General features: G+C 37.5%; 27 protein-coding genes and 2 other annotated features. Of the genes, 8 read left to right on the top strand and 19 right to left on the bottom strand.

What is annotated here, in order from left to right; genetic code table 11:
- Positions 1 to 131: 131 nt before the first annotated feature.
- Positions 132 to 878: a DUF2087 domain-containing protein gene (locus ACWNMZ_RS21755; protein WP_031539973.1), complete on the bottom strand. Its 747-nt coding sequence runs from the start codon at positions 876 to 878 to the stop codon at positions 132 to 134.
- Between the two features lie 588 nt (positions 879 to 1,466).
- Between ACWNMZ_RS21755 and ACWNMZ_RS21750 the strand changes: the two genes are divergently transcribed.
- Positions 1,467 to 2,042, top strand: coding sequence for an HAD-IA family hydrolase (locus tag ACWNMZ_RS21750; RefSeq protein ID WP_031539971.1), 576 nt, complete (start codon positions 1,467 to 1,469; stop codon positions 2,040 to 2,042).
- A 48-nt stretch (positions 2,043 to 2,090) separates the two neighbouring features.
- On the opposite strand, the gene ACWNMZ_RS21745 is transcribed toward ACWNMZ_RS21750, so the two are convergent.
- Together ACWNMZ_RS21745 and ACWNMZ_RS21740 are read right to left on the bottom strand one after the other, a co-directional pair.
- Positions 2,091 to 2,888 carry a metallophosphoesterase gene (locus tag ACWNMZ_RS21745; RefSeq protein ID WP_031539970.1) on the bottom strand — a complete coding sequence of 266 codons (798 nt, stop codon included), beginning with the start codon at positions 2,886 to 2,888 and terminating at the stop codon, positions 2,091 to 2,093.
- 8 nt (positions 2,889 to 2,896) lie between these two features.
- Positions 2,897 to 3,643, bottom strand: a complete 747-nt coding sequence (locus ACWNMZ_RS21740; RefSeq protein WP_031539969.1) for a hypothetical protein — start codon at positions 3,641 to 3,643, stop codon at positions 2,897 to 2,899.
- A gap of 209 nt (positions 3,644 to 3,852) precedes the next feature.
- Between ACWNMZ_RS21740 and ACWNMZ_RS21735 the strand changes: the two genes are divergently transcribed.
- Entirely contained in the window at positions 3,853 to 4,293 is a 441-nt protein-coding gene (locus ACWNMZ_RS21735) for a hypothetical protein (protein WP_031539968.1), read from the top strand.
- 31 nt (positions 4,294 to 4,324) lie between these two features.
- Here ACWNMZ_RS21735 and ACWNMZ_RS21730 read toward each other — a convergent pair whose 3' ends face one another.
- From ACWNMZ_RS21730 to ACWNMZ_RS21705, 6 genes are all read right to left on the bottom strand, one after another.
- Positions 4,325 to 4,927: a response regulator transcription factor gene (locus ACWNMZ_RS21730; RefSeq protein WP_031539967.1), complete on the bottom strand. Its 603-nt coding sequence runs from the start codon at positions 4,925 to 4,927 to the stop codon at positions 4,325 to 4,327.
- On the bottom strand, positions 4,924 to 6,057 hold the full coding sequence (locus ACWNMZ_RS21725; RefSeq protein ID WP_031539965.1) for a sensor histidine kinase: 1,134 nt from the start codon (positions 6,055 to 6,057) through the stop codon (positions 4,924 to 4,926). Before ACWNMZ_RS21725 ends, ACWNMZ_RS21730 begins: the two co-directional genes overlap by 4 nt.
- Before the next feature lie 6 nt (positions 6,058 to 6,063).
- Positions 6,064 to 6,801, bottom strand: a complete 738-nt coding sequence (locus ACWNMZ_RS21720) for an ABC transporter permease (RefSeq protein ID WP_284561783.1) — start codon at positions 6,799 to 6,801, stop codon at positions 6,064 to 6,066.
- A complete protein-coding gene (locus tag ACWNMZ_RS21715) occupies positions 6,776 to 7,705 on the bottom strand; it encodes an ABC transporter ATP-binding protein (protein WP_284561782.1) in 930 nt (309 codons plus the stop codon). The genes ACWNMZ_RS21720 and ACWNMZ_RS21715 overlap by 26 nt, the downstream gene beginning before the upstream one ends.
- A 402-nt stretch (positions 7,706 to 8,107) precedes the next feature.
- Positions 8,108 to 8,572: a GNAT family N-acetyltransferase gene (locus ACWNMZ_RS21710; protein WP_284561781.1), complete on the bottom strand. Its 465-nt coding sequence runs from the start codon at positions 8,570 to 8,572 to the stop codon at positions 8,108 to 8,110.
- Complete coding sequence (locus ACWNMZ_RS21705) at positions 8,569 to 8,961, bottom strand: DUF2500 domain-containing protein (protein ID WP_251628662.1); 393 nt, start codon at positions 8,959 to 8,961, stop codon at positions 8,569 to 8,571. Before ACWNMZ_RS21705 ends, ACWNMZ_RS21710 begins: the two co-directional genes overlap by 4 nt.
- A 232-nt stretch (positions 8,962 to 9,193) precedes the next feature.
- On the opposite strand from ACWNMZ_RS21705, the gene ACWNMZ_RS21700 reads away from it, so the two are divergent.
- The 3 genes from ACWNMZ_RS21700 to ACWNMZ_RS21690 are packed head-to-tail and all read left to right on the top strand — an operon-like array spanning position 9,194 to position 10,270.
- On the top strand, positions 9,194 to 9,577 hold the full coding sequence (locus ACWNMZ_RS21700; RefSeq protein WP_031539958.1) for a DUF2089 domain-containing protein: 384 nt from the start codon (positions 9,194 to 9,196) through the stop codon (positions 9,575 to 9,577).
- A gap of 13 nt (positions 9,578 to 9,590) precedes the next feature.
- Entirely contained in the window at positions 9,591 to 9,974 is a 384-nt protein-coding gene (locus tag ACWNMZ_RS21695; protein WP_031539957.1) for an SHOCT-like domain-containing protein, read from the top strand.
- 2 nt (positions 9,975 to 9,976) lie between these two features.
- The gene (locus ACWNMZ_RS21690) at positions 9,977 to 10,270 is read left to right on the top strand and encodes a hypothetical protein (RefSeq protein ID WP_035416744.1); all 294 of its coding nucleotides are present in this window, start codon (positions 9,977 to 9,979) and stop codon (positions 10,268 to 10,270) included.
- Between the two features lie 149 nt (positions 10,271 to 10,419).
- On the opposite strand, the gene ACWNMZ_RS21685 is transcribed toward ACWNMZ_RS21690, so the two are convergent.
- The 6 genes from ACWNMZ_RS21685 to ACWNMZ_RS21660 all read right to left on the bottom strand — a co-directional run bounded on the left by ACWNMZ_RS21685 (position 10,420) and on the right by ACWNMZ_RS21660 (position 13,349).
- Entirely contained in the window at positions 10,420 to 10,968 is a 549-nt protein-coding gene (locus ACWNMZ_RS21685; protein ID WP_251628658.1) for a DUF3231 family protein, read from the bottom strand.
- A 165-nt stretch (positions 10,969 to 11,133) separates the two neighbouring features.
- Positions 11,134 to 11,496, bottom strand: coding sequence for a hypothetical protein (locus tag ACWNMZ_RS21680; protein WP_349205086.1), 363 nt, complete (start codon positions 11,494 to 11,496; stop codon positions 11,134 to 11,136).
- Between the two features lie 23 nt (positions 11,497 to 11,519).
- On the bottom strand, positions 11,520 to 11,786 hold the full coding sequence (locus tag ACWNMZ_RS21675; RefSeq protein WP_349205087.1) for a hypothetical protein: 267 nt from the start codon (positions 11,784 to 11,786) through the stop codon (positions 11,520 to 11,522).
- 23 nt (positions 11,787 to 11,809) lie between these two features.
- Entirely contained in the window at positions 11,810 to 12,118 is a 309-nt protein-coding gene (locus tag ACWNMZ_RS21670; RefSeq protein ID WP_449598892.1) for a hypothetical protein, read from the bottom strand.
- A complete protein-coding gene (locus ACWNMZ_RS21665) occupies positions 12,081 to 12,305 on the bottom strand; it encodes a hypothetical protein (protein WP_349205089.1) in 225 nt (74 codons plus the stop codon). The genes ACWNMZ_RS21670 and ACWNMZ_RS21665 overlap by 38 nt, the downstream gene beginning before the upstream one ends.
- 45 nt (positions 12,306 to 12,350) lie before the next feature.
- Complete coding sequence (locus ACWNMZ_RS21660) at positions 12,351 to 13,349, bottom strand: tryptophan--tRNA ligase (protein ID WP_349205090.1); 999 nt, start codon at positions 13,347 to 13,349, stop codon at positions 12,351 to 12,353.
- Positions 13,350 to 13,406: 57 nt separating this feature from the next.
- Positions 13,407 to 13,653 (bottom strand) — a binding site (T-box leader).
- Positions 13,654 to 13,918: 265 nt separating this feature from the next.
- Positions 13,919 to 14,151, top strand: a binding site (T-box leader).
- Positions 14,152 to 14,208: 57 nt separating this feature from the next.
- Between ACWNMZ_RS21660 and tyrS the strand changes: the two genes are divergently transcribed.
- Positions 14,209 to 15,453, top strand: coding sequence for a tyrosine--tRNA ligase (gene tyrS / locus ACWNMZ_RS21655; RefSeq protein WP_349205091.1), 1,245 nt, complete (start codon positions 14,209 to 14,211; stop codon positions 15,451 to 15,453).
- Between the two features lie 40 nt (positions 15,454 to 15,493).
- Here the strand turns inward: tyrS and ACWNMZ_RS21650 are convergent, their stop codons facing one another.
- Positions 15,494 to 16,543 carry an SDR family oxidoreductase gene (locus ACWNMZ_RS21650; RefSeq protein WP_396953884.1) on the bottom strand — a complete coding sequence of 350 codons (1,050 nt, stop codon included), beginning with the start codon at positions 16,541 to 16,543 and terminating at the stop codon, positions 15,494 to 15,496.
- A 137-nt stretch (positions 16,544 to 16,680) separates the two neighbouring features.
- Between ACWNMZ_RS21650 and ACWNMZ_RS21645 the strand changes: the two genes are divergently transcribed.
- The gene (locus ACWNMZ_RS21645; protein ID WP_192840967.1) at positions 16,681 to 16,845 is read left to right on the top strand and encodes a hypothetical protein; all 165 of its coding nucleotides are present in this window, start codon (positions 16,681 to 16,683) and stop codon (positions 16,843 to 16,845) included.
- A gap of 109 nt (positions 16,846 to 16,954) precedes the next feature.
- Here ACWNMZ_RS21645 and ACWNMZ_RS21640 read toward each other — a convergent pair whose 3' ends face one another.
- The 3 genes from ACWNMZ_RS21640 to ACWNMZ_RS21630 all read right to left on the bottom strand — a co-directional run bounded on the left by ACWNMZ_RS21640 (position 16,955) and on the right by ACWNMZ_RS21630 (position 18,700).
- Positions 16,955 to 17,161 carry a hypothetical protein gene (locus tag ACWNMZ_RS21640; RefSeq protein WP_031539902.1) on the bottom strand — a complete coding sequence of 69 codons (207 nt, stop codon included), beginning with the start codon at positions 17,159 to 17,161 and terminating at the stop codon, positions 16,955 to 16,957.
- 1 nt (position 17,162) lies between these two features.
- The gene (locus tag ACWNMZ_RS21635) at positions 17,163 to 18,038 is read right to left on the bottom strand and encodes a DMT family transporter (RefSeq protein WP_349205092.1); all 876 of its coding nucleotides are present in this window, start codon (positions 18,036 to 18,038) and stop codon (positions 17,163 to 17,165) included.
- Positions 18,039 to 18,259: 221 nt separating this feature from the next.
- The gene (locus ACWNMZ_RS21630) at positions 18,260 to 18,700 is read right to left on the bottom strand and encodes a C40 family peptidase (protein WP_031539899.1); all 441 of its coding nucleotides are present in this window, start codon (positions 18,698 to 18,700) and stop codon (positions 18,260 to 18,262) included.
- A gap of 247 nt (positions 18,701 to 18,947) precedes the next feature.
- Between ACWNMZ_RS21630 and ACWNMZ_RS21625 the strand changes: the two genes are divergently transcribed.
- On the top strand, positions 18,948 to 19,919 hold the full coding sequence (locus ACWNMZ_RS21625) for an exonuclease domain-containing protein (protein ID WP_031539897.1): 972 nt from the start codon (positions 18,948 to 18,950) through the stop codon (positions 19,917 to 19,919).
- Positions 19,920 to 20,020: the final 101 nt, after the last annotated feature.

Raw genomic sequence — 20,020 nt, 5'->3', positions numbered from 1 at the left:
TCCAAGTAAAGTGACAAAGTGCCTGAACTATTTCCAGTAAAGAACCAATATCAAATTAATGAAAAAGTGTTAAATTTAATATGGATAGGTGTTTTATATATGTCTCATTTGGCTAGGTCAGTTCAAACAGTCTATTTTTTTAACCAATAAAGGCTTCCATCTGCCTTGCGATCAAGAAATCCATATTCAATTAAATATCGTCTAATCAGAACATAGTCCTCATAAATTGTTTGTAAGAGCTGATTTAATTCTTTTTCCGAATAGCTCTCCTGTCCTTCTAATCGCTTTGCTATTTCACGAAGAACCATTAACTTTTGCTTTTGTTTCATCGGAAATTTACTCAAGACTCCTGCATTAAAATACTTAGCTGCTATTTCTTCCTGCTCTGCTTCCGTAATATTGTATCGGTCATCTACCATCGTAGCTGTTTGATGAATGGGGACAAAACTAGGGGCATGATTGTCCTTTTCCTTCATTAACTCTATAATCGCCAGAAAATTTCTTGCTTGCCGTTCCTTTTCCTTCAGAGCAAAACGATGATGCCTAATCGTTGAAGCACTGCCAATCTCCAGTTCCTTTTTTACCTCTGCATCACTTTTCCCTTGATAAAACAGCTCCAGTAATTTCGTCTGATGCTCCGTTAACCCTGTCATCTTTTTATCAAGACCAATCAAATAATGAAACACAGATTGATGCGAACCCTCAATATGACGCTTCATAAACTTCTCCGCCTCATATAATTTGCCATCCACTGGATAGATAATGCCCTTCTCTACCTGCTCCCCACACAAAAGACAAAGAAACGAATCATCTTTCTCTATATATCCCTTTTTTAATTCATCTATTGTTGCGTTTTGAAAAAATGATGAAACATCCATAAAACAAACACCTCGTTATTTTGTTTGTTATTTTATAAACAAAATTATATTTCGTTAGTAATATAATAAACATTTTTAGATTATCCGTCAATATTAGGGGGGATATTTTGGTGGACTGGGTTTTTGGCATTTCCTTTACGTATGGGGAAGGGACAACTACTACTATTGTCTCTGATGAACGATGAACACAACACTACTTTTCTCTTTGATACCATTGCTTTTGGTTTTCATCTCCTTGATGAACGCTACTTTTCCCTTTGATACTGCAGCTTTTGGTTTTCATCTCCTTAATGAACACCACTTTTTCCTTTGGTTCCGTTGCTTTTGGTTTTCATCCCCCTGATGAACACCACTTTTCCCTTTGATCCTGCTACTTTTGGTTTTCATCCCCCTGATGAATACCACTTTTTCCTTTGGTTCCGCTGCTTTTGGTTTTCATCCCTCTGATGAACACTACTTTCCCCCTCCTCCCTCCAAAGTCCTGCGTTCATCCCTATTCCTTCCTCTCCCACTCTAGCAATCTCCTAATAGACTTACCAAATTAAGTATATTAACATAGAAGAAACAACATTTATGGAGGATTCCTATATGAATATTCTTTGGGATTTTGATGGTACATTATTTGATACATATCCTGCTTATACAGAGGTTCTTTACAAGATACTTGGAGAAAAGATAGAAAAGGACTCTATTTATAAAGAATTAAAAGTTTCCTTTTCCCATGCGATTCAATTTTTTGGATTAACGGAACAGCAGATAAAAGAGATTAAGACTATGAATAAGGAAATCGATGTAAGTGCGGTAAAGCCTTTTCCAGGTGTAGAGGAGATTTTAAAAAAAGCGGATACGAATGTGATTATGACACATAAAAGCTATGCGGGAGTTACTCATTTTCTTCGCCATTATGGATGGGAGAAATATTTTGCGGAAATCGTAACTTTGGAGAATGGATTTCCTAGGAAGCCTGCAGTAGATTCCTATCACTATTTACATACGAAGTATTCGATTGATTTAGCGATTGGTGATAGAGAATTGGATTTAATTCCGGCAAATAAATTAGGGATTCAAACCTGTATGTTCCAAAATCAATGTGAAATTGCTGACTTTCATCTAGTAGACTATGCTGATTTTTTCACCGTATATCCTGTGACAGATAAAGCATAACGTAAAAAGGAGCCTTCCAAGAAGATCGATTCTTCTAAGGAAAGCTCCTTATTCTAATACTATTTCCACAATCTCTGGTCGATTAAAAATCCGCTGGGGAATTATGCTATTACCTAAACCTCTATTAACAATCATTACCGTTTCTTCTTTTTTATACATGCCGGCTGTATATTCGGGCATAAAGCCTTGATCTGGTGCGACTATTCCGCCGATGAACGGGAGTCTTACTTGCCCTCCGTGGGCGTGACCAGTTAAGACTAGATCCAATTTTTCATAGAGGGAAAACAACTCTGGTCGATGGGACAGCAGCAAATTAAAATGTTCCTCAGAGCGGTGGCTGTCGATAATTTCGGATAGTTCCTCTTCACCTGACAAAAAGGTTGGGTCATCTACCCCAATAAGATTCACGGTTTCTTCCTTTATTTTCACTAGCACCTGTTCATTTCTTAAGACATACACGCCTGCTTTCCGTAATTTCTCTTCTAAGTCAGAGAATTTTCCTGACCAGGATTCATGATTTCCAGTTACATAATAGGTTGGGGCTATTTGGATAAGCTCTTCCATTAATGTCATGCTTTTCTGTTCATCATAGTCTTTCGAATCAACAAGATCACCTGTGAATGCAATGATATCAGGATTTAAGTTTTTTACTTTCCTTACTAAACGGTTTTGATTTTTTCCAAATTGTTTACTATGTAAATCCGATAGTTGCACTACTTTAATCGAGTCTTTTATTTTTTCAGATGAAAGCTTGAAGGTTGAGGTAGATAGACTATTATTTTGGTAATAGGAAAATAGCATAAGGATACATATGCTTATGCCCACTAGTAACATTCTTTTTTTCATCCTTACTCTCACTCTTTCTTCCAGCTCACCTCAAAACCACCTTGCAATCCATCGCCGGTAATAATGAGCATATAGGTTTCTGTGTTTTTTGCCTCAAAGGTTAAAACGGACTTTTCCTCATTACTCAGCCCTATCCTCCGATTCTTTTCATCTATTAAATAATAGCCAAATCCACCGCCATTGCGATTCGTAAAATCAATGTAGATTGTTATCTTTTCTCCTTTTTTTGCTTTAACTGGGATATGATCTTCTCCGTTAAAATAAGAAAAATAGGCTTCATAGGACTGATCGCCTCTGACCGTATTCCATTCTTTTTTTACTGTAAAATCAGGAATCGTTAACAAAAGAAAGAGAATAGGCGTAAAGGCAAATGTCCATTTAAATGCGTTTAGCTTTGCCGCTAATTTAATTCCTATATAGAATAATAATGAGCAAATCAAGCCAATGGTTGCAGCTATTAAAGGGTATACATTCCACACAATCGGTAAAAACAGACAAAGCCCTGCTAAAAGATACAATACAATTTCTAGTTTCGGATAATATTTTGCTATACGATCAATTATCATAGAAACAAGAATCCCCACACCAAAAAAAGCAATCCAAAAGAAGGGATTTTTGATTTCATGGGAAAATAAATATAAATCAAAGCTGGATAAAAACATATAGCAAAAAAAGAGTGTGGCAGCAAACCCAGCTCCTGCTAGCTTTATTAAGACATATCCCATTCCCTTGCGGATATTCTGACTATCTACCATATTTGTTCCTCCCAAAGGATAATTACTACCATTCTATCAAAATAAGGAAATAAATTGTTAAAAACTTGAAAATTATTGAATCATTTAAAATCGATTATTGTTTTTATATGCATTTAACAAATAGATGATTCCTTTTTTCTTAATCCTTCTCGTTTTAAATAATGCCAACTAGGTCATACTTATTTTATGTATCTTTCGGGAGTGAAATTATGACTTGGTTTCCTTATATTTGTTTCCTTGTTACTATAATCATCATATGGTTTATGCCAAAGCATCTTACAAAAGTGGAAATATATGTGACTTGGTTTGTCGTTGGCTTAATTAATTTAAGCTCAGATATTATATTAAGTTTTGTATTCCATCTGTATGAGCTTGGACCAAAAGGCGTGCAATTGTCTGTTCATTTTATTGAACTAACACTTGGTTCCACCCATGGAATCATTTATTTAAATTTTATGCCCCATGATGTTAAAAGATTTATTCCTTATTTTTTCGCTTGGATTGCCTACTCTATTCTTTTAGAGTCTGCCCTTCTTTACTTTGGGTTCATTACCTACAGTGGATGGAGCTTATGGTATTCAGGAATTTATTATGCAGTTGCATTGGTTTATACAAGATGGCACTTAAACTTTATTCGAAGTGGGAAATAAGGATGAAAAGCAGAAGCGAAGCAAGAGGCGTTTATAACCAGCCATTTTGCTTCGCTTCTGCTATGGCCTCCATTCTATTTTTTGCCCCTAATTTGCTAATTGCTTCTGAAATATAATTGCGAATCGTTCCTGTAGATAAAAATAAGGCTGCAGCAATCTCCTTCACCGACTTCCCCTCTTCCACCAGAATCAATACTTCTCTCTCTCGCTTTGATAATGGATTATCTTTTCCGATACTGCCAAAAATCAATTCGGAGGCAAATTCCCTTTTTCCATTCATAATATTTCGGATCGCTTCTGCAAGCTCTTCGCTCGGACCATCCTTTAATAAATAGCCATGAACATTGGCATTTAGCGCCCTTTCAAAATACCCAGGCCTTGCAAACGTTGTTAAAATTACCACTTTACAAGAGGAATTTAATGCTCTTAACTCCTCTGCGACTTCAAGACCACTTTTAATAGGCATTTCAATGTCCAATAAGCAAACATCTGGCTTAAGTTCGGAAATCTGCTCTAATGCTTGTTTGCCATTTTCCGCTTGGCCAATAACTTCCATATCCTCTTCAAAATTAAGCAGTGTTCCTAATGCGCCTCTGAGCATTCTCTGGTCTTCTGAGATAATAATTCGAATCATAATATCTCCTCCTTTTGCCTTTCCTTTCTTATAATCGGAACGACAATGTGAATAGTCGTTCCGTGATTAGATGCAATACTCCATTTTCCATCTACCAATTCCAGTCTCTCTCTCATTCCTTTTAATCCATTTCCGTGGGACTGTTCGATATGTAAGCCTTTGCCATTATCCTGAACAGTTAGCCCGACTGTCCCAGGATCTTGTTGGATAGCTATTTTACTCTTCGTTGCATCACTGTGTTTAACAATATTAGTAACAGCTTCTTTTAAACAGAGACTGATAATATTCTGGGTTAAAAGGGCTACCTCGCCATCTTCCATTTCGATGGTTATGTCTGCATCAATTCCCGCAGTTTGTAACGTCTTTTGAACTTCCACTATTGCTTCTCGGATGGTTATAGCCCGCATATCAGATACTAGCTCACGAACTTGTTTTAATGCCGCACGAGAAATTTCTTCCATTTCCTTCGCCTCTTTCATCGCACTATCTGGTTGCGGCTTCGCCATTTTGCCAACGAGCTGGCTTTTTAGTGTCAGCAAAGATAGAGTGTGGCCAAGCGTATCATGCAGATCACGAGCAATTCTCATTCGTTCTTCTCTTTTTACTAGATAACTAATTTGTTCATTTGCTAAATCCAGTTGTTTTTCTAAATCCATGCGCCGATTCATCGAGCGGATTCCAAAAGGAGAGATTAGCATGATAATAAAGAACGGAACCATAAAAATAAGGGAGTAAGGATTGATGGCATTCCAACTAATGACGATTGGAAAAAGTACTGAAAAGACCAAAAGGCTATAGAAGTAATAAAAATTTTTTTTGCCCGAATAATAGCCAATGAAATTAGCTGGGAAATAGCCCATAAATAATAGATTAGGATCATAGTAGATACTAAAAATCAGTACGATCAAAATTTGAATAACGAGCCAATAATTAAAGGAGTTCTCTTCTATATGCGTATACAATTGCCGGTATGAAAGAAGAAATATAAGCACAAGAAGAAAACCAATTATTTGCTTCGTCCCATCTTCCTTTATCATCTGCATAACCGGAATCAATATGTAGACTAAAAAGATATAGGGGAAAAAGCCAAACCTTCTTGGAAAAAGCTCGAATTTCTTCTTGGTATCCATATCTTCTTACACCGCCTCTCTTTTTTTTCCAATATAAGTTGATAATACCATAAATAGAACGAGGTACCCGATAATCATCAGATAACTAGAAAAAGATGGATAGTGATTTCTGATTATTTCCCATGCTCCGTTGGCAAAATGATACGAAGGAACCCATTTTGCCACTTGTTGCATAAAGGATGGGAACACCTCAATTGGCATCCACATTCCCCCAGTTATCGCCATAGACATATATAATAGATTGCTAATTCCTGAAGCTGTTTCTACTTTTTTAATCGTGCCAATAATTGTTCCAAGAGCTAGAAATGGAAGAGATCCAAACAGAATCCAGATACCACAAAATAGCCACTGTGAAAAAAGAAGACTCACGTCATTGATGAGGATTCCTGCCGTAAATATAACAAGAATGGAAAATAAATGAATCACTGTTTGAGCAACCATTTTTGCACCATAGTAAATAAATTGGGAGAGTGGCGTAATCTTTAAAAATATCGTCCAACCTTCTGCCTTTTCCTGAACGATTTTAATTCCTAACGTCATCATACTTGATCCCATAATACTGAATGTCGTCATCGACATTAAATAATGTAGATTCCATAGTCCGTCATCTTCTCTGGGTGCTATAAAAATATTTGTAAATAAAAAATAGAAGAGGACTGGAACTAATAAGGACCAAAAAATATAGTATTTATTCCGAAGCATTCGAACGGTCTCTGCTTTACTTTGCATCCAAAAGGTGTTCATTGCTGTCTACCTCCTTCGTATCTTCCATTAGCTGTGAAAAAACCTCTTCCAATCGACCAAGCTTTACTTCAATATGATGGATATTCAGTTGCCTATCGAAGATTTCCTTTAGCAGTTGATCAGCGTTTGTTGCGACAAGGGTTACCGTTTCCTTCTCTTTTTGCACTTCTGCAACAAATGGCAAAGTCCGATAAAAATCGATGGGATATGAAATTTTCTCTTGGAATCTCACCCTTGGCTTCGTCAATTTTCCCTTTAAGTGCTCAGGTGTCCCGTCACCAACTACTTCGCCTTTATTAATCATAATGATTCTTTCCGCTACTTCATCTGCTTCTTGCAGGTAATGTGTTGTAAAAAGAATTGTTTTTCCTTGCTTATTTAATTCTTTGATTTTTCTCCAAAAATTTTCTCTTGCCGTAACATCCATGCCAACAGTTGGCTCATCTAAAAACAGTAAGTCTGGATTACCTGCAAGCGCCAGTGCGAAGTTCAAACGTCTTTTCTGGCCACCTGAAAGCTTTTCTGTTCGCTTATTCCACTCCTCTTCATGAAGACCTGTTAGTTCTAATAAAGAGGACAATTCAAGAGGATGTTGATAATAGCTTTGTATTAATTGAATCAATTCCTTTACTTTTAAGCTATCCATCACACTGACTTCCTGCAGCATCCCTCCTACCCTTTCCAATACTTCTTTGTGTTTAGAATCCTTTTGAAAAAGGGAAACAGTGCCTCTTGTTGGCTTCATTAGCCCAAGCATCATCCGCATTGTCGTCGTCTTTCCTGCTCCATTCGCACCTAAGATTGCCACCATTTCTCCCTGTTTGATTGAAAAAGATACGTCATTTACTGCCTTCTTCTGCTGAAACTCCTTTGTTACATTCTTTAGCTCTACGATTGTTTGCAAGCTTCCCACCTCCAGATTCTATCTTTATTGTAGCTTGCAAAAAGAGGGCTGATTAGTCGCAGATGTCAGGAATATTAGGTGACAAATGTCATTTTTTCATAAGAATCTGTTATAACTGAATGTTGATTTTACTGTCTTAAAAAATTAACGAAACAATTCCGCTTAAATTGAGAAATACACTCATTTCCTTAAAAATAAAGGAGGTTTTTCCGTTTATCGAATTAAATTCTTCAAATTTTGTCTTATTTTCAACAGCTAATCGGAATATCTCCGTTTATATCCGCTACTTAAGCTCACTCTATATACAATAGCCGGAAATTCTCCGCTTATGAATTCTCATACTAATAAAACAATAATAAACCCTTTAATAAAAAAAGCTCTGGTTATCAGCCAGAGCTTTTTTTATTCTCCTCTTATCATGATTAAAAACGATACATCATTCGCATTTGTAAAGGAAGACACTTTGTGAAATCCAAATTTTTCATATAAAGCAATTGCTCTTTTATTAAAGGCAGCTACAGTTAGGCGCAAAGGCTGAGTTGTCTCGATGGAAGCTATAATAAATTGGAGAAAGGCAGTTCCCTGTCCTCTCCCTGTTAAGTCTGGGCGCATACCTAGGCCAATATCCAGGTACCCTTCTGGATATGCATGAAAAAAATAGCCGATTGGAACTTGCGCTGCATAGCCTGTGCAATAAAATCCAACTAATGCTCCGTCCTTATAAAGGGCATAGTACGGATTTTCCGCAAACTCCTGTAATGCTTCCTCTGTTACTTCACTATTATATAGGTCATATGGCGGCAAATATGTCCAGCTAAGGATCTCCCTCGCCACTTCTTCGGTTATCTTATGCAAAGAATAGCTCATTGTGTTTGTTCTCCTATAGGCTCATTTCTAGTAAAGCCTAGATATCTTGTTCCTTGACATTGCAGTTCCCCGTTATCTCCTTCTATCAGCATACCAAATTGTCCGCCATTTACTTGAAATTCCGTACGCTCACCACTCGGAAATTCAAATGTAACATAATAGTGATTATATGCACGGGTATTTCCCCCACCATGAACACTCGTTCTTTTCGCAACTACTTTTGCAGGTGTAGAAAGACGAGGTTGATTGTTATTTTTGCTCCACTTTATAAGTCCCTTTATGATCCTAACTACAATAATACCAAGGATGATTGCAAATATAGTCGGTACGATAGCGAACAGGATATTCCCTGTAGCAATAAAATCCTCAAACGCAAAGAAATTCCCCATATCTCTCATCTCCTCTAATGAAGAAATTTTTTCCTTTATTACACTATATCATTCCTTACGCATCACTTAGTCAAAAAGTTTCATCGAAAACCATACTCACTTCGAAAAAATCCCGCATATAAAATAAACAATATTAACAAATAGATATAATTACATTAATTTTATCAATCATATAATTGACTTATTTAAGAAAATTAATTAATCTATCATAGAAAGGAGGTTGATATTTAGTATGAATTATCCAGTTATAAATGATTGTCCTGTCTGTCATCATGAACTCCATGTAACAAAACTTGAATGCACTAATTGTCATACGACGATTGAAAATCGATTTCATCTGTCCAAATGGCACTCTTTTTCAGAGGAGCAAATGCATTTTATTGAAACCTTTATTCTTTCAAGAGGAAGCATTAAAGAAGTCGAAAAAAAGCTAGGTATTTCTTATCCAACTGTCCGAGGAAAACTGGATGATATTATTGAGATTATGACAGGTGAAGAAGCAAAAGAAGAAAAAGTAAGCACCAAAGAGGGACAAAGAAAAGCAGATATTTTAGAAAAGCTAGAGATGAATGAAATAACAGCGGACGAGGCTATCCGATTAATGAAGGATCTTTAAGGAGGAATGAAACATGAATGACGAAATAAGACGAATTTTAACAATGGTGGAAAACGGCAAATTAACATCAGACCAAGCAGCTGTACTAATCAATTCATTCGAGGAAAAAATAGAAAAAAAGCCACTGCTTGAAGATAGCCCTTATCTAAACCGCTTACTTAAAGTACGTGTCCATTCAGAAACAAATGACAATATAAATATAAATGTTCCGATTAGACTTGTGAAAGTACTGCTTCAAACGGGAATTGGAATAGCATCCAAAATTCCTCAATCCCAAACCTATACAGAAAATATCGATGTAGAATTATTACTTGCTGCGATTGATAGCGAATTAGTCGGCGAAATTGTAAATGCTAAATTAGCAAATGGCGACAGTATCAATATTTATGTGGAATAGTGGTGGAAGACATGGTAAAGGTAATTGTCCAAACCGATAAACATAAACGTTTTTCCCTTGTTCTCCCTCTTTTTCTGTTGAGTCCATTCCTTGATATTGCCTTATCGAAACAGTTATGGAAATTTACTCACCACAAAGGAAAAAATAATACAGTTGATGCGATCTATACGAATATAACGGAAATAAAGTTTTTATTGAAGACTTTAAGTAAAGAGCTTAAAGCTGTGTCACTTGCTGAACCACTTGTTGATATTCATTTGAAGGATGGAACTTACGTGAAGGTGGCTATTACATGAAGCATGATTTTTTTCAAAAAAAATCTAGTGCTCGCAACACTAGATTGTGTGAAACTTCATTTTAAATTAGATAGATTGCCTTTCCTGCACTCGTTAGATTGGGAGAGGCATTCTTTTATCACTATAGCATAGGACAGGAAAATTGTGAATTACTGATGGGGTGCTCCTGGCGGATAGAAGCTTGGCGGCATTTTGATCCATCCATGCTCTCTCATTTTCGTTTTCAAATCCATCCCATAAATACTCTTCTCTGTATGGAAGCGAATCCACATTAACCCAACATCACTGCGGACACTTTGTGTGATATTTGTAGCGCACATGACAATATTACTCGTCACTTTCGCTGCTAGTAAGTTCGCTATTTCCATATCCGTCGATTTAGCGCCCAAAGGAATAGCATTTGGGTCCGACTTGGGCTTCGATTCAGCGGAATTGGAAAGTGGGACTCCTTCTTTTAACATAAATTCCTCTAAAATCTTACGTTGCTCGGTTGCTAATTCTTTAGCCTCATTAATTAATTCCATTAACACATCATCTGTTGTCGTATTAAGCGCCATTTCCAATACAGGAATTTCATCCGCAATTGCAGCCTGATATGTCCATAAGCCCATTGCCTCTCCAATATGCAGTTGCGATTTCGGTTCTGAGTCAAATCTTGTTTTAATATAATCGAGAAGCGCTTCTATTTTATGTGCCATACTGTACACCTCTTAGCATTTTTACCTATAATGTTTACTTCTAAATGGGATTTTATTCAAAGAATATAGAATTATTCCTTCTTGAATAGTAAAGATATAGAATTCCTAGTGGAAAAAAAGGGAAAGCAGCCTTTGTTCATTCACTTATTTATCCTTATTTGAGCTTTATAGGATTATTGTAATTAACGGCGTGTCTTTCCCTTTGAATTTTGGTGATTTTTTTGTGGATTTGGTACTTTTGCTTGCGACTTTGGTACTTTTGCTTGCGGCTTTGGCACTTTTGCTTGCGACTTTCATGCTCTTGCTTGCGACTTTGGCACTCTTACTTGCGACTTCGGCACTCTTACTTGCGATTTCCACTCTTTTACTTGCGGCTTTGGCACTCTTGCTTGCGGCTTTCACTCTTTTACTTGCGACTTTCACTCTTTTACTTGCGGCTTTGGCACTTTTGCTTGCGACTTCCACTCTTACTTGCGACTTCGGCACTCTTACTTGCGATTTCCACTCTTTTACTTGCGACTTTGGCACTCTTACTTGCGACTTCCACTCTTTTACTTGCGGCTTTCATACTTGCTTGCGACTTTAGCACTCTTGCTTGCGACTTTCACTCTTTTACTTGCGGCTTTGGCACTTTTGCTTGCGACTTTCACTCTTTTACTTGCGGCTTTGGCACTTTTACTTGCGACTTCCACTCTTTTACTTGCGACTTTGGCACTCTTTCTTGCGACTTCCACTCTTTTACTTGCGACTTTGGCACTCTTACTTGCGACTTCCACTCTTTTACTTGCGACTTTCACTCTTTTACTTGCGACTTCCACTCTTACTTGCGGCTTTCACTCTTTTACTTGCGACTTCCACTCTTACTTGCGGCTTTCACTCTTTTACTTGCGATTTCCACTCTTTTACTTGCGGCTTTGGCACTTTTGCTTGCGACTTCCACTCTTTTGCTTGCGACTTTCATACTCTTGCTTGCGACTTTGACACTCTTGCTTGCGGCTTTCACTCTTTTACTTGCGACTTCGGCACTCTTACTTGCGATTTCGGCACTCTTACTTGCGACTTCCACTCTTTTACTTGCGACTTTGGCACTCTTTCTTGCGACTTCCACTCTTTTACTTGCGGCTTTCATACTTGCTTGCGACTTTAGCACTTTTGCTTGCGACTTTCACTCTTTTACTTGCGGCTTTGGCACTTTTACTTGCGACTTCCACTCTTTTACTTGCGACTTTGGCACTCTTTCTTGCGACTTCCACTCTTTTACTTACGACTTCGGCACTCTTTCTTGCGACTTCCACTCTTTTACTTGCGACTTTGGCACTCTTTCTTAAAACTTCCACTCTCTTCCTTACACCTCTCACCACTCTTTCTTAAAACTTCCCCACTCACCGCGAAACCCCAAGCTGCTTTCTCACCTCTTCCAAAGTTGGCAAGGTTCTGGCGCGCGCTTTTTCTGCTCCTTTTGCAAGAATGGCATCTATTTGCTCCGGGTTTGCCATTAATTCATTATATTTTTTGCGGGGTTCTTCTAAAAAGCGATTCATGACATAAAACAATTCCTTTTTGACTTCTCCCCATCCGACGCCATTTTCGTATCTTTTACGCATCTCTTCCGTTTCTTCCACGCTTGCAAACTCTTTATACAAAGTAAACAGAATAGACGTTTCTGTATCTTTTGGCGCTTCTGGAGGCAAGGAATCTGTCTTGATTTTATTGATAAGCTTCTGCAATTTTGTTGGCTCTTCAAAAAGCGGGATCGTATTATGATAGCTTTTGCTCATTTTTCGGCCATCTAACCCTGGTAAGATGCTCGTGTCATCATCCACAATATATTCTGGCAATACAAAGGTTTCCCCGTATTGATGATTAAAGCTTTCGGCAATATCTCGTGCAATTTCCACATGCTGAATTTGATCTTTGCCGACAGGCACCATATTTGCCTGGAATGCAAGAATATCAGCAGCCATTAAAATTGGGTACGTAAACAGCCCCATGTTTACACCATCATCTATATCTTTTCCTGCTAGTTTATTACTGTCGACAATTCCTTTATAAGCATGGGCCCGGTTCATCAGCCCTTTTGGAGTAAAACAGGCTAAAATCCAGTTCAACTCAAAGATTTCTGGAACATTGGATTGGCGATAAAAAATCACTTTTTCCGGATCTAATCCAAGCGCTAACCATGTTGCCGCAACTCCATATGTCAATGTTCGAAACGTTTCTCGATCATGAATTTTCGTTAATCCATGATAATCTGCGATAAAATAAGCCGCCTGATCCTCGTCATTTTCCGCTAGCTTTAAAGCTGGCTTAATGGCACCTATATAATTACCTAAATGAATCTGGCCCGTTGGCTTAATTCCAGTTAAGACGATGTTTTTCATTTTCTGATCCTCCTCTTATATTTTTAAAGCAACACAAAAAGGGCTACCCATCCTGTAAATAAGGACGAGTAACCCGTGGTGCCACCTTTATTCGTTTATAAAAATAAACGCACTTATCCGTACAGAAACAAAGCCGTTTCTTATACTTTGTCTTTTTTAACGGTAAGACATTCCGCGCAGCCTACTATTTGTTCAGCTTTGTAGCTCCGAAGCCCATTCAGCAATCAATCCGTACTGATTCGCACCAACCATCAGCTCTCTTTACACATTTCCATTGCTTACTCTTCTTCCTCATCGCTCTTTTATATTAGCTATATAGTAAATTATATGGGAAAAAAGGTCAAGAGTATTTCACTCTTGTTAAATGATTTTATGGATTGCCAATTCCAGATGGCACGAAGCGGAGCCAATGGCTTAAAAACGTACAAAAAATCACTTTTTTTTACTTGATATGGGAACAAAATTTTTTCAAAGGAATATAAAATTGCCTCTTGAATTTCCGAATTGTATCTGTTAGTATCTTTATAAAGTTAGTACTAACTTGATAAATTTGTTTATAATGTCTTTATATATATGCTTTGATTGGAATCAGTAGTGCCTATTTCCCTGTTATTAGAGAGTCAATGGTTGGTGTAAATTGACACAAAAATAGACGCGAATTACCTCCAGGAGCATTCTTTGTGAAAGAATTTTATTCCATTAGCGAAGAACGGATGAGCCGTTACCCATAATGAGTGGAGGAATAGTCAATATTCTTCAATTAGGGTGGTACCACGTGCATAAAAGCAACCACGTCCCTTTTTTTAGGGGCGTGTTTTTTTGTTTTTTTATCATTAATTTAACGAGAGGAGTAAGAAAGATGAGTCCATTTATTGAACAGTTAACAGTTGACCAGAAAAAAGAAATGCAGAGGCAACTTGATGTTTATCGTCAAGGCGTGCAAGATATTATTCCGACGGAAGAACTAGCAGAAAAAATCGCAAAGTCACTTGTGACAAATACCCCGTTAAAAGTAAAGCTCGGCCTTGATCCATCTGCTCCAGATGTTCATCTCGGCCATACAGTTGTACTGAATAAACTGCGCCAATTCCAAGAAAACGGGCATACGATTCAATTAATCATCGGTGATTTCACCGGCAAAATTGGTGATCCAACTGGAAAATCTTCTGCTAGAAAACAGCTGACAGATGAAGAAGTGAAGGAGAATGCGAAAACTTATTTTGAGCAATTCGGCAAAGTACTGGACATGGAAAAGGTCGAGCTTCATTACAACTCTAAATGGCTCTCTTCCCTTTCCTTTGAAGATGTCATTCAACTTGCTGGAAAAATAACCGTTGCCCGCTTGCTAGAACGGGATGATTTTGAAGAGCGGTTAGCATATGGAAAATCGATTTCCTTGCATGAATTCTTCTACCCACTGATGCAAGGCTATGATTCCGTGATATTAGAGGCAGATATTGAACTTGGCGGCACAGATCAGCATTTTAATATTCTCATGGGACGCCACTACCAAGAGAAGTTTGGGAAAGAAAAGCAGATTGCGATATTAATGCCCCTTCTAGAAGGGTTAGATGGTGTTGAAAAAATGTCGAAATCGAAGAAAAACTATATCGGCATCGATGAAAGCCCATCTGAAATGTATGGAAAATCAATGTCTATCCCTGATCCATTAATGAGCAAATACTTTGAGCTTATTACAGATATTGAGCTTGCTGAAATAACGCAAATCAAGAAGGATTTACATGCTGGTTCTCTTCATCCTAGAGACGCTAAAATGCTGTTGGCAAGAACGATTGTCCGGATGTACCATGGAGAAGAAGCCGCCGAAAAAGCAGAGCAGCAATTCATCACTATTTTTCAAAAAGGCTCCTTACCAGATGACATTCCGACCATCCATTGGACTGGAAAAAATCCTGAATCGCTCATCCAGCTTCTAGTTGACTTAAATCTATTAACTTCCAAAAGTGAAGCAAAGAGGATGATTCAAAATGGAGGAGTTCGGATTAATGGAGAAAAGGTTGAGGATACGGAACTTGAGGTCACAATCCCTAATGAAATAATTATCCAAGTTGGAAAAAGAAAATTTGTAAAGTTGCTTGGATAATATACAGGAAATGGGCTAGCAACTAGCCCATTTCCACTAATTACGAGCTTACTGTTTCGCCCCCATTTACATGGAGGACTTGCCCTGTTACAAAACGAGAATCATCGGAAGCTAAGTAGACAAACGTTGGAGCTAATTCAAATGGCTGTGCTGCTCTTTGCATTGGGTTATCAGTACCGAAAACGGCAACTTGGTCAGAAGAAAAGCTAGCTGGAATTAACGGTGTCCAAATTCGTCCTGGTGCTACTGCATTTACTCGTATTCCATCTTTGATAACGCTTCTCGCAAGGGCACGAGTGAAACCGACATTTGCTGCTTTTGTAGCAACATAATCAATTAACAGTGGTTCCCCTGCATATGCAACAACAGAAGCCGTATTAATAATGCTGCTTCCCGGCTTTAAATGAGGAAGTGCTGCTCTTGTTGTATAAAAGTGGGAGTAAATATTAACCTTGAATGTATTATCAAATTGTTCATCTGTGATATCCGTTAATTTCGCCTGTTGAAATTGAATACCGACATGGTTACAAAGAATATCCAACTTTCCAAACGTTCTTACCGTTTTCTCCACAATGTCAATGCATTGCTTCTTTTTCCGTAAATCTCCTGGCAATAAGAGACATTGCTGCCCTAATTCTTCGATTCTTCTTTTCGTACGATTTGCATCCTCGTGCTCATCTAAATAAGCAATCGCCACATCTGCCCCTTCTTTTGCAAAGGCAATCGCAGCAGCTGCACCAATTCCACTGTCTCCCCCTGTAATTAACGCCACTTTCCCTTTTAGCTTTCCACTTCCTATGTAGTGGTCATTTTCGATAATCGGTTTGGGAACCATATAGCTTTCTAACCCTGGCTGACGGAGCTGTCTATTCTCAGGAAAATTAATCGGAATTTCTTCATACTTTGTTACTTTTCCGTAATTCGGATAGAGCGGATATGGATTGGTTTGCTTATTTGCTTCAAAAAGTTCTTGGATTTCGGTAAGCTGGATATGCTTTTCCGATTGATGATTTCGTTTTTCTAATAATTCATAATATGCTTCCGGAACTTGATACATCGAATCTCTCGGATCATTCACATAAAAGGACATACAGACCCCTCCATTTATTAGTAGTAAATTATCCTATGTTACGCTGCTATTTTGGTGCCTAATTATTTACTATGCAAAAAAGGGAAAAGCTCTCTTTTTAGGAAGTCTGAATACGTTAAAGGAAGGAGGGGTATTGAATGAGATATGAATTTAATCCAAAACTAAAATTATTGCTCATGAAACAATCAAAAGATACGGTTAACATGACGTATATCAATCATAAATGGCCGATGCCAAAAACAACGATGAGACCACCTTATTATAAAAAGCCGATTTATGAAATGCATTTTCCGAAGCTTTGAAGGTATCCAAACTTACTAATCAACCATTCTCCAATAAAAAAGATTGGGAATAATTTTTTATTGGAGAATGTTCGTTGACTGGAGTCTCTTGAAATGCAATCAAAACTTTTCATTCTATCTCAGATATTATCTTCTTTAATAAATCTACTGGTAAATCATAGCTTAAACGGCCATTAAGGGTATTATGTAATTCAATTGTCACCCCACTCGCTTCCTCTTTACTCTTTTTTATTCTTAAGACCATTCTAGGATCCTTATAAACTTCTACAGCATCTAATTTTTGATTGATTGTATGTTCCCCATATTTTTTCTCCAAGTCAGAAAACCTCCTCTTTTACTTCACTTATTTTGCGTTTAAAAGCAGCCCTCGTTTGCCCCCAAAAAATAAGCACAATGCCGATAACTTGGAAAATATCCGGACGATACGCTGTTAATACAATGTCCATAAAAATCGCAACTGCTGGATCGATAAACACGAGAACAGCAATAGATCCAGAAGATAGTTTCGGCAAGCTGCTGAAAAATAAATAATACACGAAGCCAGTATGGATAATTCCTGTTAATAAAATATAAAACCAGTTTTCCCCTGTTAGATGAAGAAAATAATCCCATTTTACAAAGGGAAGGAGCATAATGATGCCGACACTTGTTTGAATAATGGTTGTTATAACGGGGTTTAGCTTAGCAATTTTCTTCCCTGTCAATGTCGTTAACGCATAGAATAACGCAGCCCCAAAAGCCCATGGCAATCCAGCAGACATCAGCTCATCAATAGACAGATAATCCTGCATTCCCCCGACCAATAACGTTCCGATAAAGCAAATAATCACCGTTAGCATTAATTTAAACGTAATCCTTTCTCGATAAAGAAAGCTTCCTAATAAACCGACAAGTACTGGTGCCAAATGATAAATCGAAACGGCAACTGTTACAGACATATGTTCAAAGGAACGGAAGAAAAATACCCAGTTCACGACAAGAAATACGCCACAAAGCACACTATAGCCAATCTCCTTTTTCTCTATCTCTTCCTTTTTTCTCTTTGAAAAAAGATAGACAATACTTAGCACCACACATGCACAAATACACCGAATAAAAACCAATTCAATAGATGGCAAATTCGCTTTCGCGGAAAAATAGCCAATCGAACCAAATATCGCCATCGATAATGCAAATTTCACTGTTGCGTTCATACTCTTCCCCCACTGCTGTTTTCACACTGCTAGTATTTTTTGCTTATTACTCTATCATATAGAAAAGTGTAGTGTTAATAAATACGATAGCACGCTCTTTTTCCCTTATTTAGTAAATTCTATTAAAAAGTAACAACAGTGATATGATCCTAAATCCTGATTTATTGTCCAACCCTCGCAACTCTCTAAAAACAAATAAAAACCCTATCCAAAGGAAAGGGTTAAATTCTTTTTGCGCCATAATATTTTGTTTTCCAATAGGAGTTGGATAGCTTGTCCACTTTTACTCCTGAAGAAGAGCTATGAATAAACTTATTACTTCCTATGTATATACCGACATGGGATGCACCTTTTTTATATGTTTCAAAGAAGATTAAATCTCCCTTTTTTAAGTTCGCTTTTTTTACTTTCTTCCCCTTTTTATACATACTCGCAGCTGTTCTTGGCAACGACTTGCCTACTTTTTTATAGCTATAGACAACAAAACCGGAGCAATCAAATCCTTTTGGAGTAGTTCCTCCATATTTATAAGGGGTACCAATATAGTTTTTTGCAACAGTAACAACTGATTTTTTTGAAGCAGCACTTGCTTCCTGTGTACTAAATACCCCACTAAAAAATAATCCAAATGACAGGAGTGACAAAACAATAATCTTTTTCATCTAGTGACCTCATTTACGTAAAGATTAGTTTCCAAGGCTTCCTTCTATCAACCAATTTATCTTCTCATATTATTCAGATAATTAGGTTACATCTATATGCAAATTAGATTACAAGTCTATTACATTATTATATAAGAATAATATTCCTCCTGTTCCATAATATTCATCTTGCTTAGCTATTCTTATTTTACGAAGAAAAAGTCGTAACATGATATACTAGTAGAAAAATAGAGGGAGCGTGTAAACAGTGGATTTTATTGCTATCGATTTTGAAATAGCAAATGCTGATATGGCTAGTGCTTGTTCGATTGGATTAGCTTATGTGGAAAATAACGCCATTGTAAAGGAACAATATTTTTTAATAAAACCCCCAAGTCTATCATTCCATCCAAAGTTTATTGCCGTTCATGGGATAACAGAAAAAGATGTGAAAGATGCGAAAAGCTTTCCGGAAGTATGGGAAATGATAAAAGAGGACATTTCCAGCCATACAATCATCGCACATAATGCACAGTTTGATATGAGTGTGCTCTATTGTTGTCTGGAAAAATATCAATTGGATAAGCCTGATTTTGCCTATATTTGCAGTATTCCTATTAGTAATCGGGCAACAAGAGGAGCAAAGATTGGGCAATCTTTAAAGGATCGCACCTCATACTTTGGCATCGCGATGGAAGAACATCACCATGCAGGTTCAGATGCTAGAGCATGTGCGGAGCTCGTGATTGCTTGTATTGAATCAAGAAAAAAGGATTCATTAACTAATTACTGTGCTTCTTATCCTACACTTCCCATTAAACTGTTTTCAGAATTAAAGCCACAAACTACTTTTGGAAGAGCAACAACTTTTGCAAAAAGAAAGCCTGTTAAACAATTCAATTCCGTTGCTATATCAGAAATTTCGCCTACAACTGACTCATTTGATGAAAATCATCCACTCTATCAAAAAAATCTAGTTTTTACTGGAGACTTGCATTCCCTTGATAGGAAAGACGCGATGCAACAAGTTGTAGACGTTGGTGGCGTCATTAAAAGTGGTGTAAGCAGCAAAACCGATTATTTGGTTGTAGGTGTACAGGATCAAAAACTTGTTGGCTCTGAAGGCATTAGTTCAAAAGAGAAAAAAGCCTATGATTTACAAGCAAAAGGAAAACCAATTGAAATTATTAACGAGCAACAATTTTTAGCGCTTTTGAAAAAAGAGCGAGTTAATCATTAAGGATATTTCGTGAAGTTTGTTGCTATGACCCGCAGCCTGAATACACTCTGCTTTCCATGGGGCGAGCGGTGAGCCTCCTCGGCACGCCTGCGGGGTCTCAC

The organism is Niallia sp. Marseille-Q9988 (assembly GCF_976954375.1).
The sequence above is the reverse complement of the archived record's forward strand: the minus strand, read 5'-3'. Positions and strand labels throughout refer to the sequence as shown.

Coding starts and splice junctions, on each gene's coding strand:
- ACWNMZ_RS21755 (WP_031539973.1), bottom strand. CDS start 878: ATGGATGTTTCATCATTTTTTCAAAACGCAACAATAGATGAATTAAAA.
- ACWNMZ_RS21750 (WP_031539971.1), top strand. CDS start 1,467: ATGAATATTCTTTGGGATTTTGATGGTACATTATTTGATACATATCCT.
- ACWNMZ_RS21745 (WP_031539970.1), bottom strand. CDS start 2,888: ATGAAAAAAAGAATGTTACTAGTGGGCATAAGCATATGTATCCTTATG.
- ACWNMZ_RS21740 (WP_031539969.1), bottom strand. CDS start 3,643: ATGGTAGATAGTCAGAATATCCGCAAGGGAATGGGATATGTCTTAATA.
- ACWNMZ_RS21735 (WP_031539968.1), top strand. CDS start 3,853: ATGACTTGGTTTCCTTATATTTGTTTCCTTGTTACTATAATCATCATA.
- ACWNMZ_RS21730 (WP_031539967.1), bottom strand. CDS start 4,927: ATGATTCGAATTATTATCTCAGAAGACCAGAGAATGCTCAGAGGCGCA.
- ACWNMZ_RS21725 (WP_031539965.1), bottom strand. CDS start 6,057: ATGGATACCAAGAAGAAATTCGAGCTTTTTCCAAGAAGGTTTGGCTTT.
- ACWNMZ_RS21720 (WP_284561783.1), bottom strand. CDS start 6,801: ATGAACACCTTTTGGATGCAAAGTAAAGCAGAGACCGTTCGAATGCTT.
- ACWNMZ_RS21710 (WP_284561781.1), bottom strand. CDS start 8,572: ATGAGCTATTCTTTGCATAAGATAACCGAAGAAGTGGCGAGGGAGATC.
- ACWNMZ_RS21705 (WP_251628662.1), bottom strand. CDS start 8,961: ATGGGGAATTTCTTTGCGTTTGAGGATTTTATTGCTACAGGGAATATC.
- ACWNMZ_RS21700 (WP_031539958.1), top strand. CDS start 9,194: ATGAATTATCCAGTTATAAATGATTGTCCTGTCTGTCATCATGAACTC.
- ACWNMZ_RS21695 (WP_031539957.1), top strand. CDS start 9,591: ATGAATGACGAAATAAGACGAATTTTAACAATGGTGGAAAACGGCAAA.
- ACWNMZ_RS21685 (WP_251628658.1), bottom strand. CDS start 10,968: ATGGCACATAAAATAGAAGCGCTTCTCGATTATATTAAAACAAGATTT.
- ACWNMZ_RS21660 (WP_349205090.1), bottom strand. CDS start 13,349: ATGAAAAACATCGTCTTAACTGGAATTAAGCCAACGGGCCAGATTCAT.
- tyrS (WP_349205091.1), top strand. CDS start 14,209: ATGAGTCCATTTATTGAACAGTTAACAGTTGACCAGAAAAAAGAAATG.
- ACWNMZ_RS21650 (WP_396953884.1), bottom strand. CDS start 16,543: ATGTCCTTTTATGTGAATGATCCGAGAGATTCGATGTATCAAGTTCCG.
- ACWNMZ_RS21645 (WP_192840967.1), top strand. CDS start 16,681: ATGAGATATGAATTTAATCCAAAACTAAAATTATTGCTCATGAAACAA.
- ACWNMZ_RS21635 (WP_349205092.1), bottom strand. CDS start 18,038: ATGAACGCAACAGTGAAATTTGCATTATCGATGGCGATATTTGGTTCG.
- ACWNMZ_RS21630 (WP_031539899.1), bottom strand. CDS start 18,700: ATGAAAAAGATTATTGTTTTGTCACTCCTGTCATTTGGATTATTTTTT.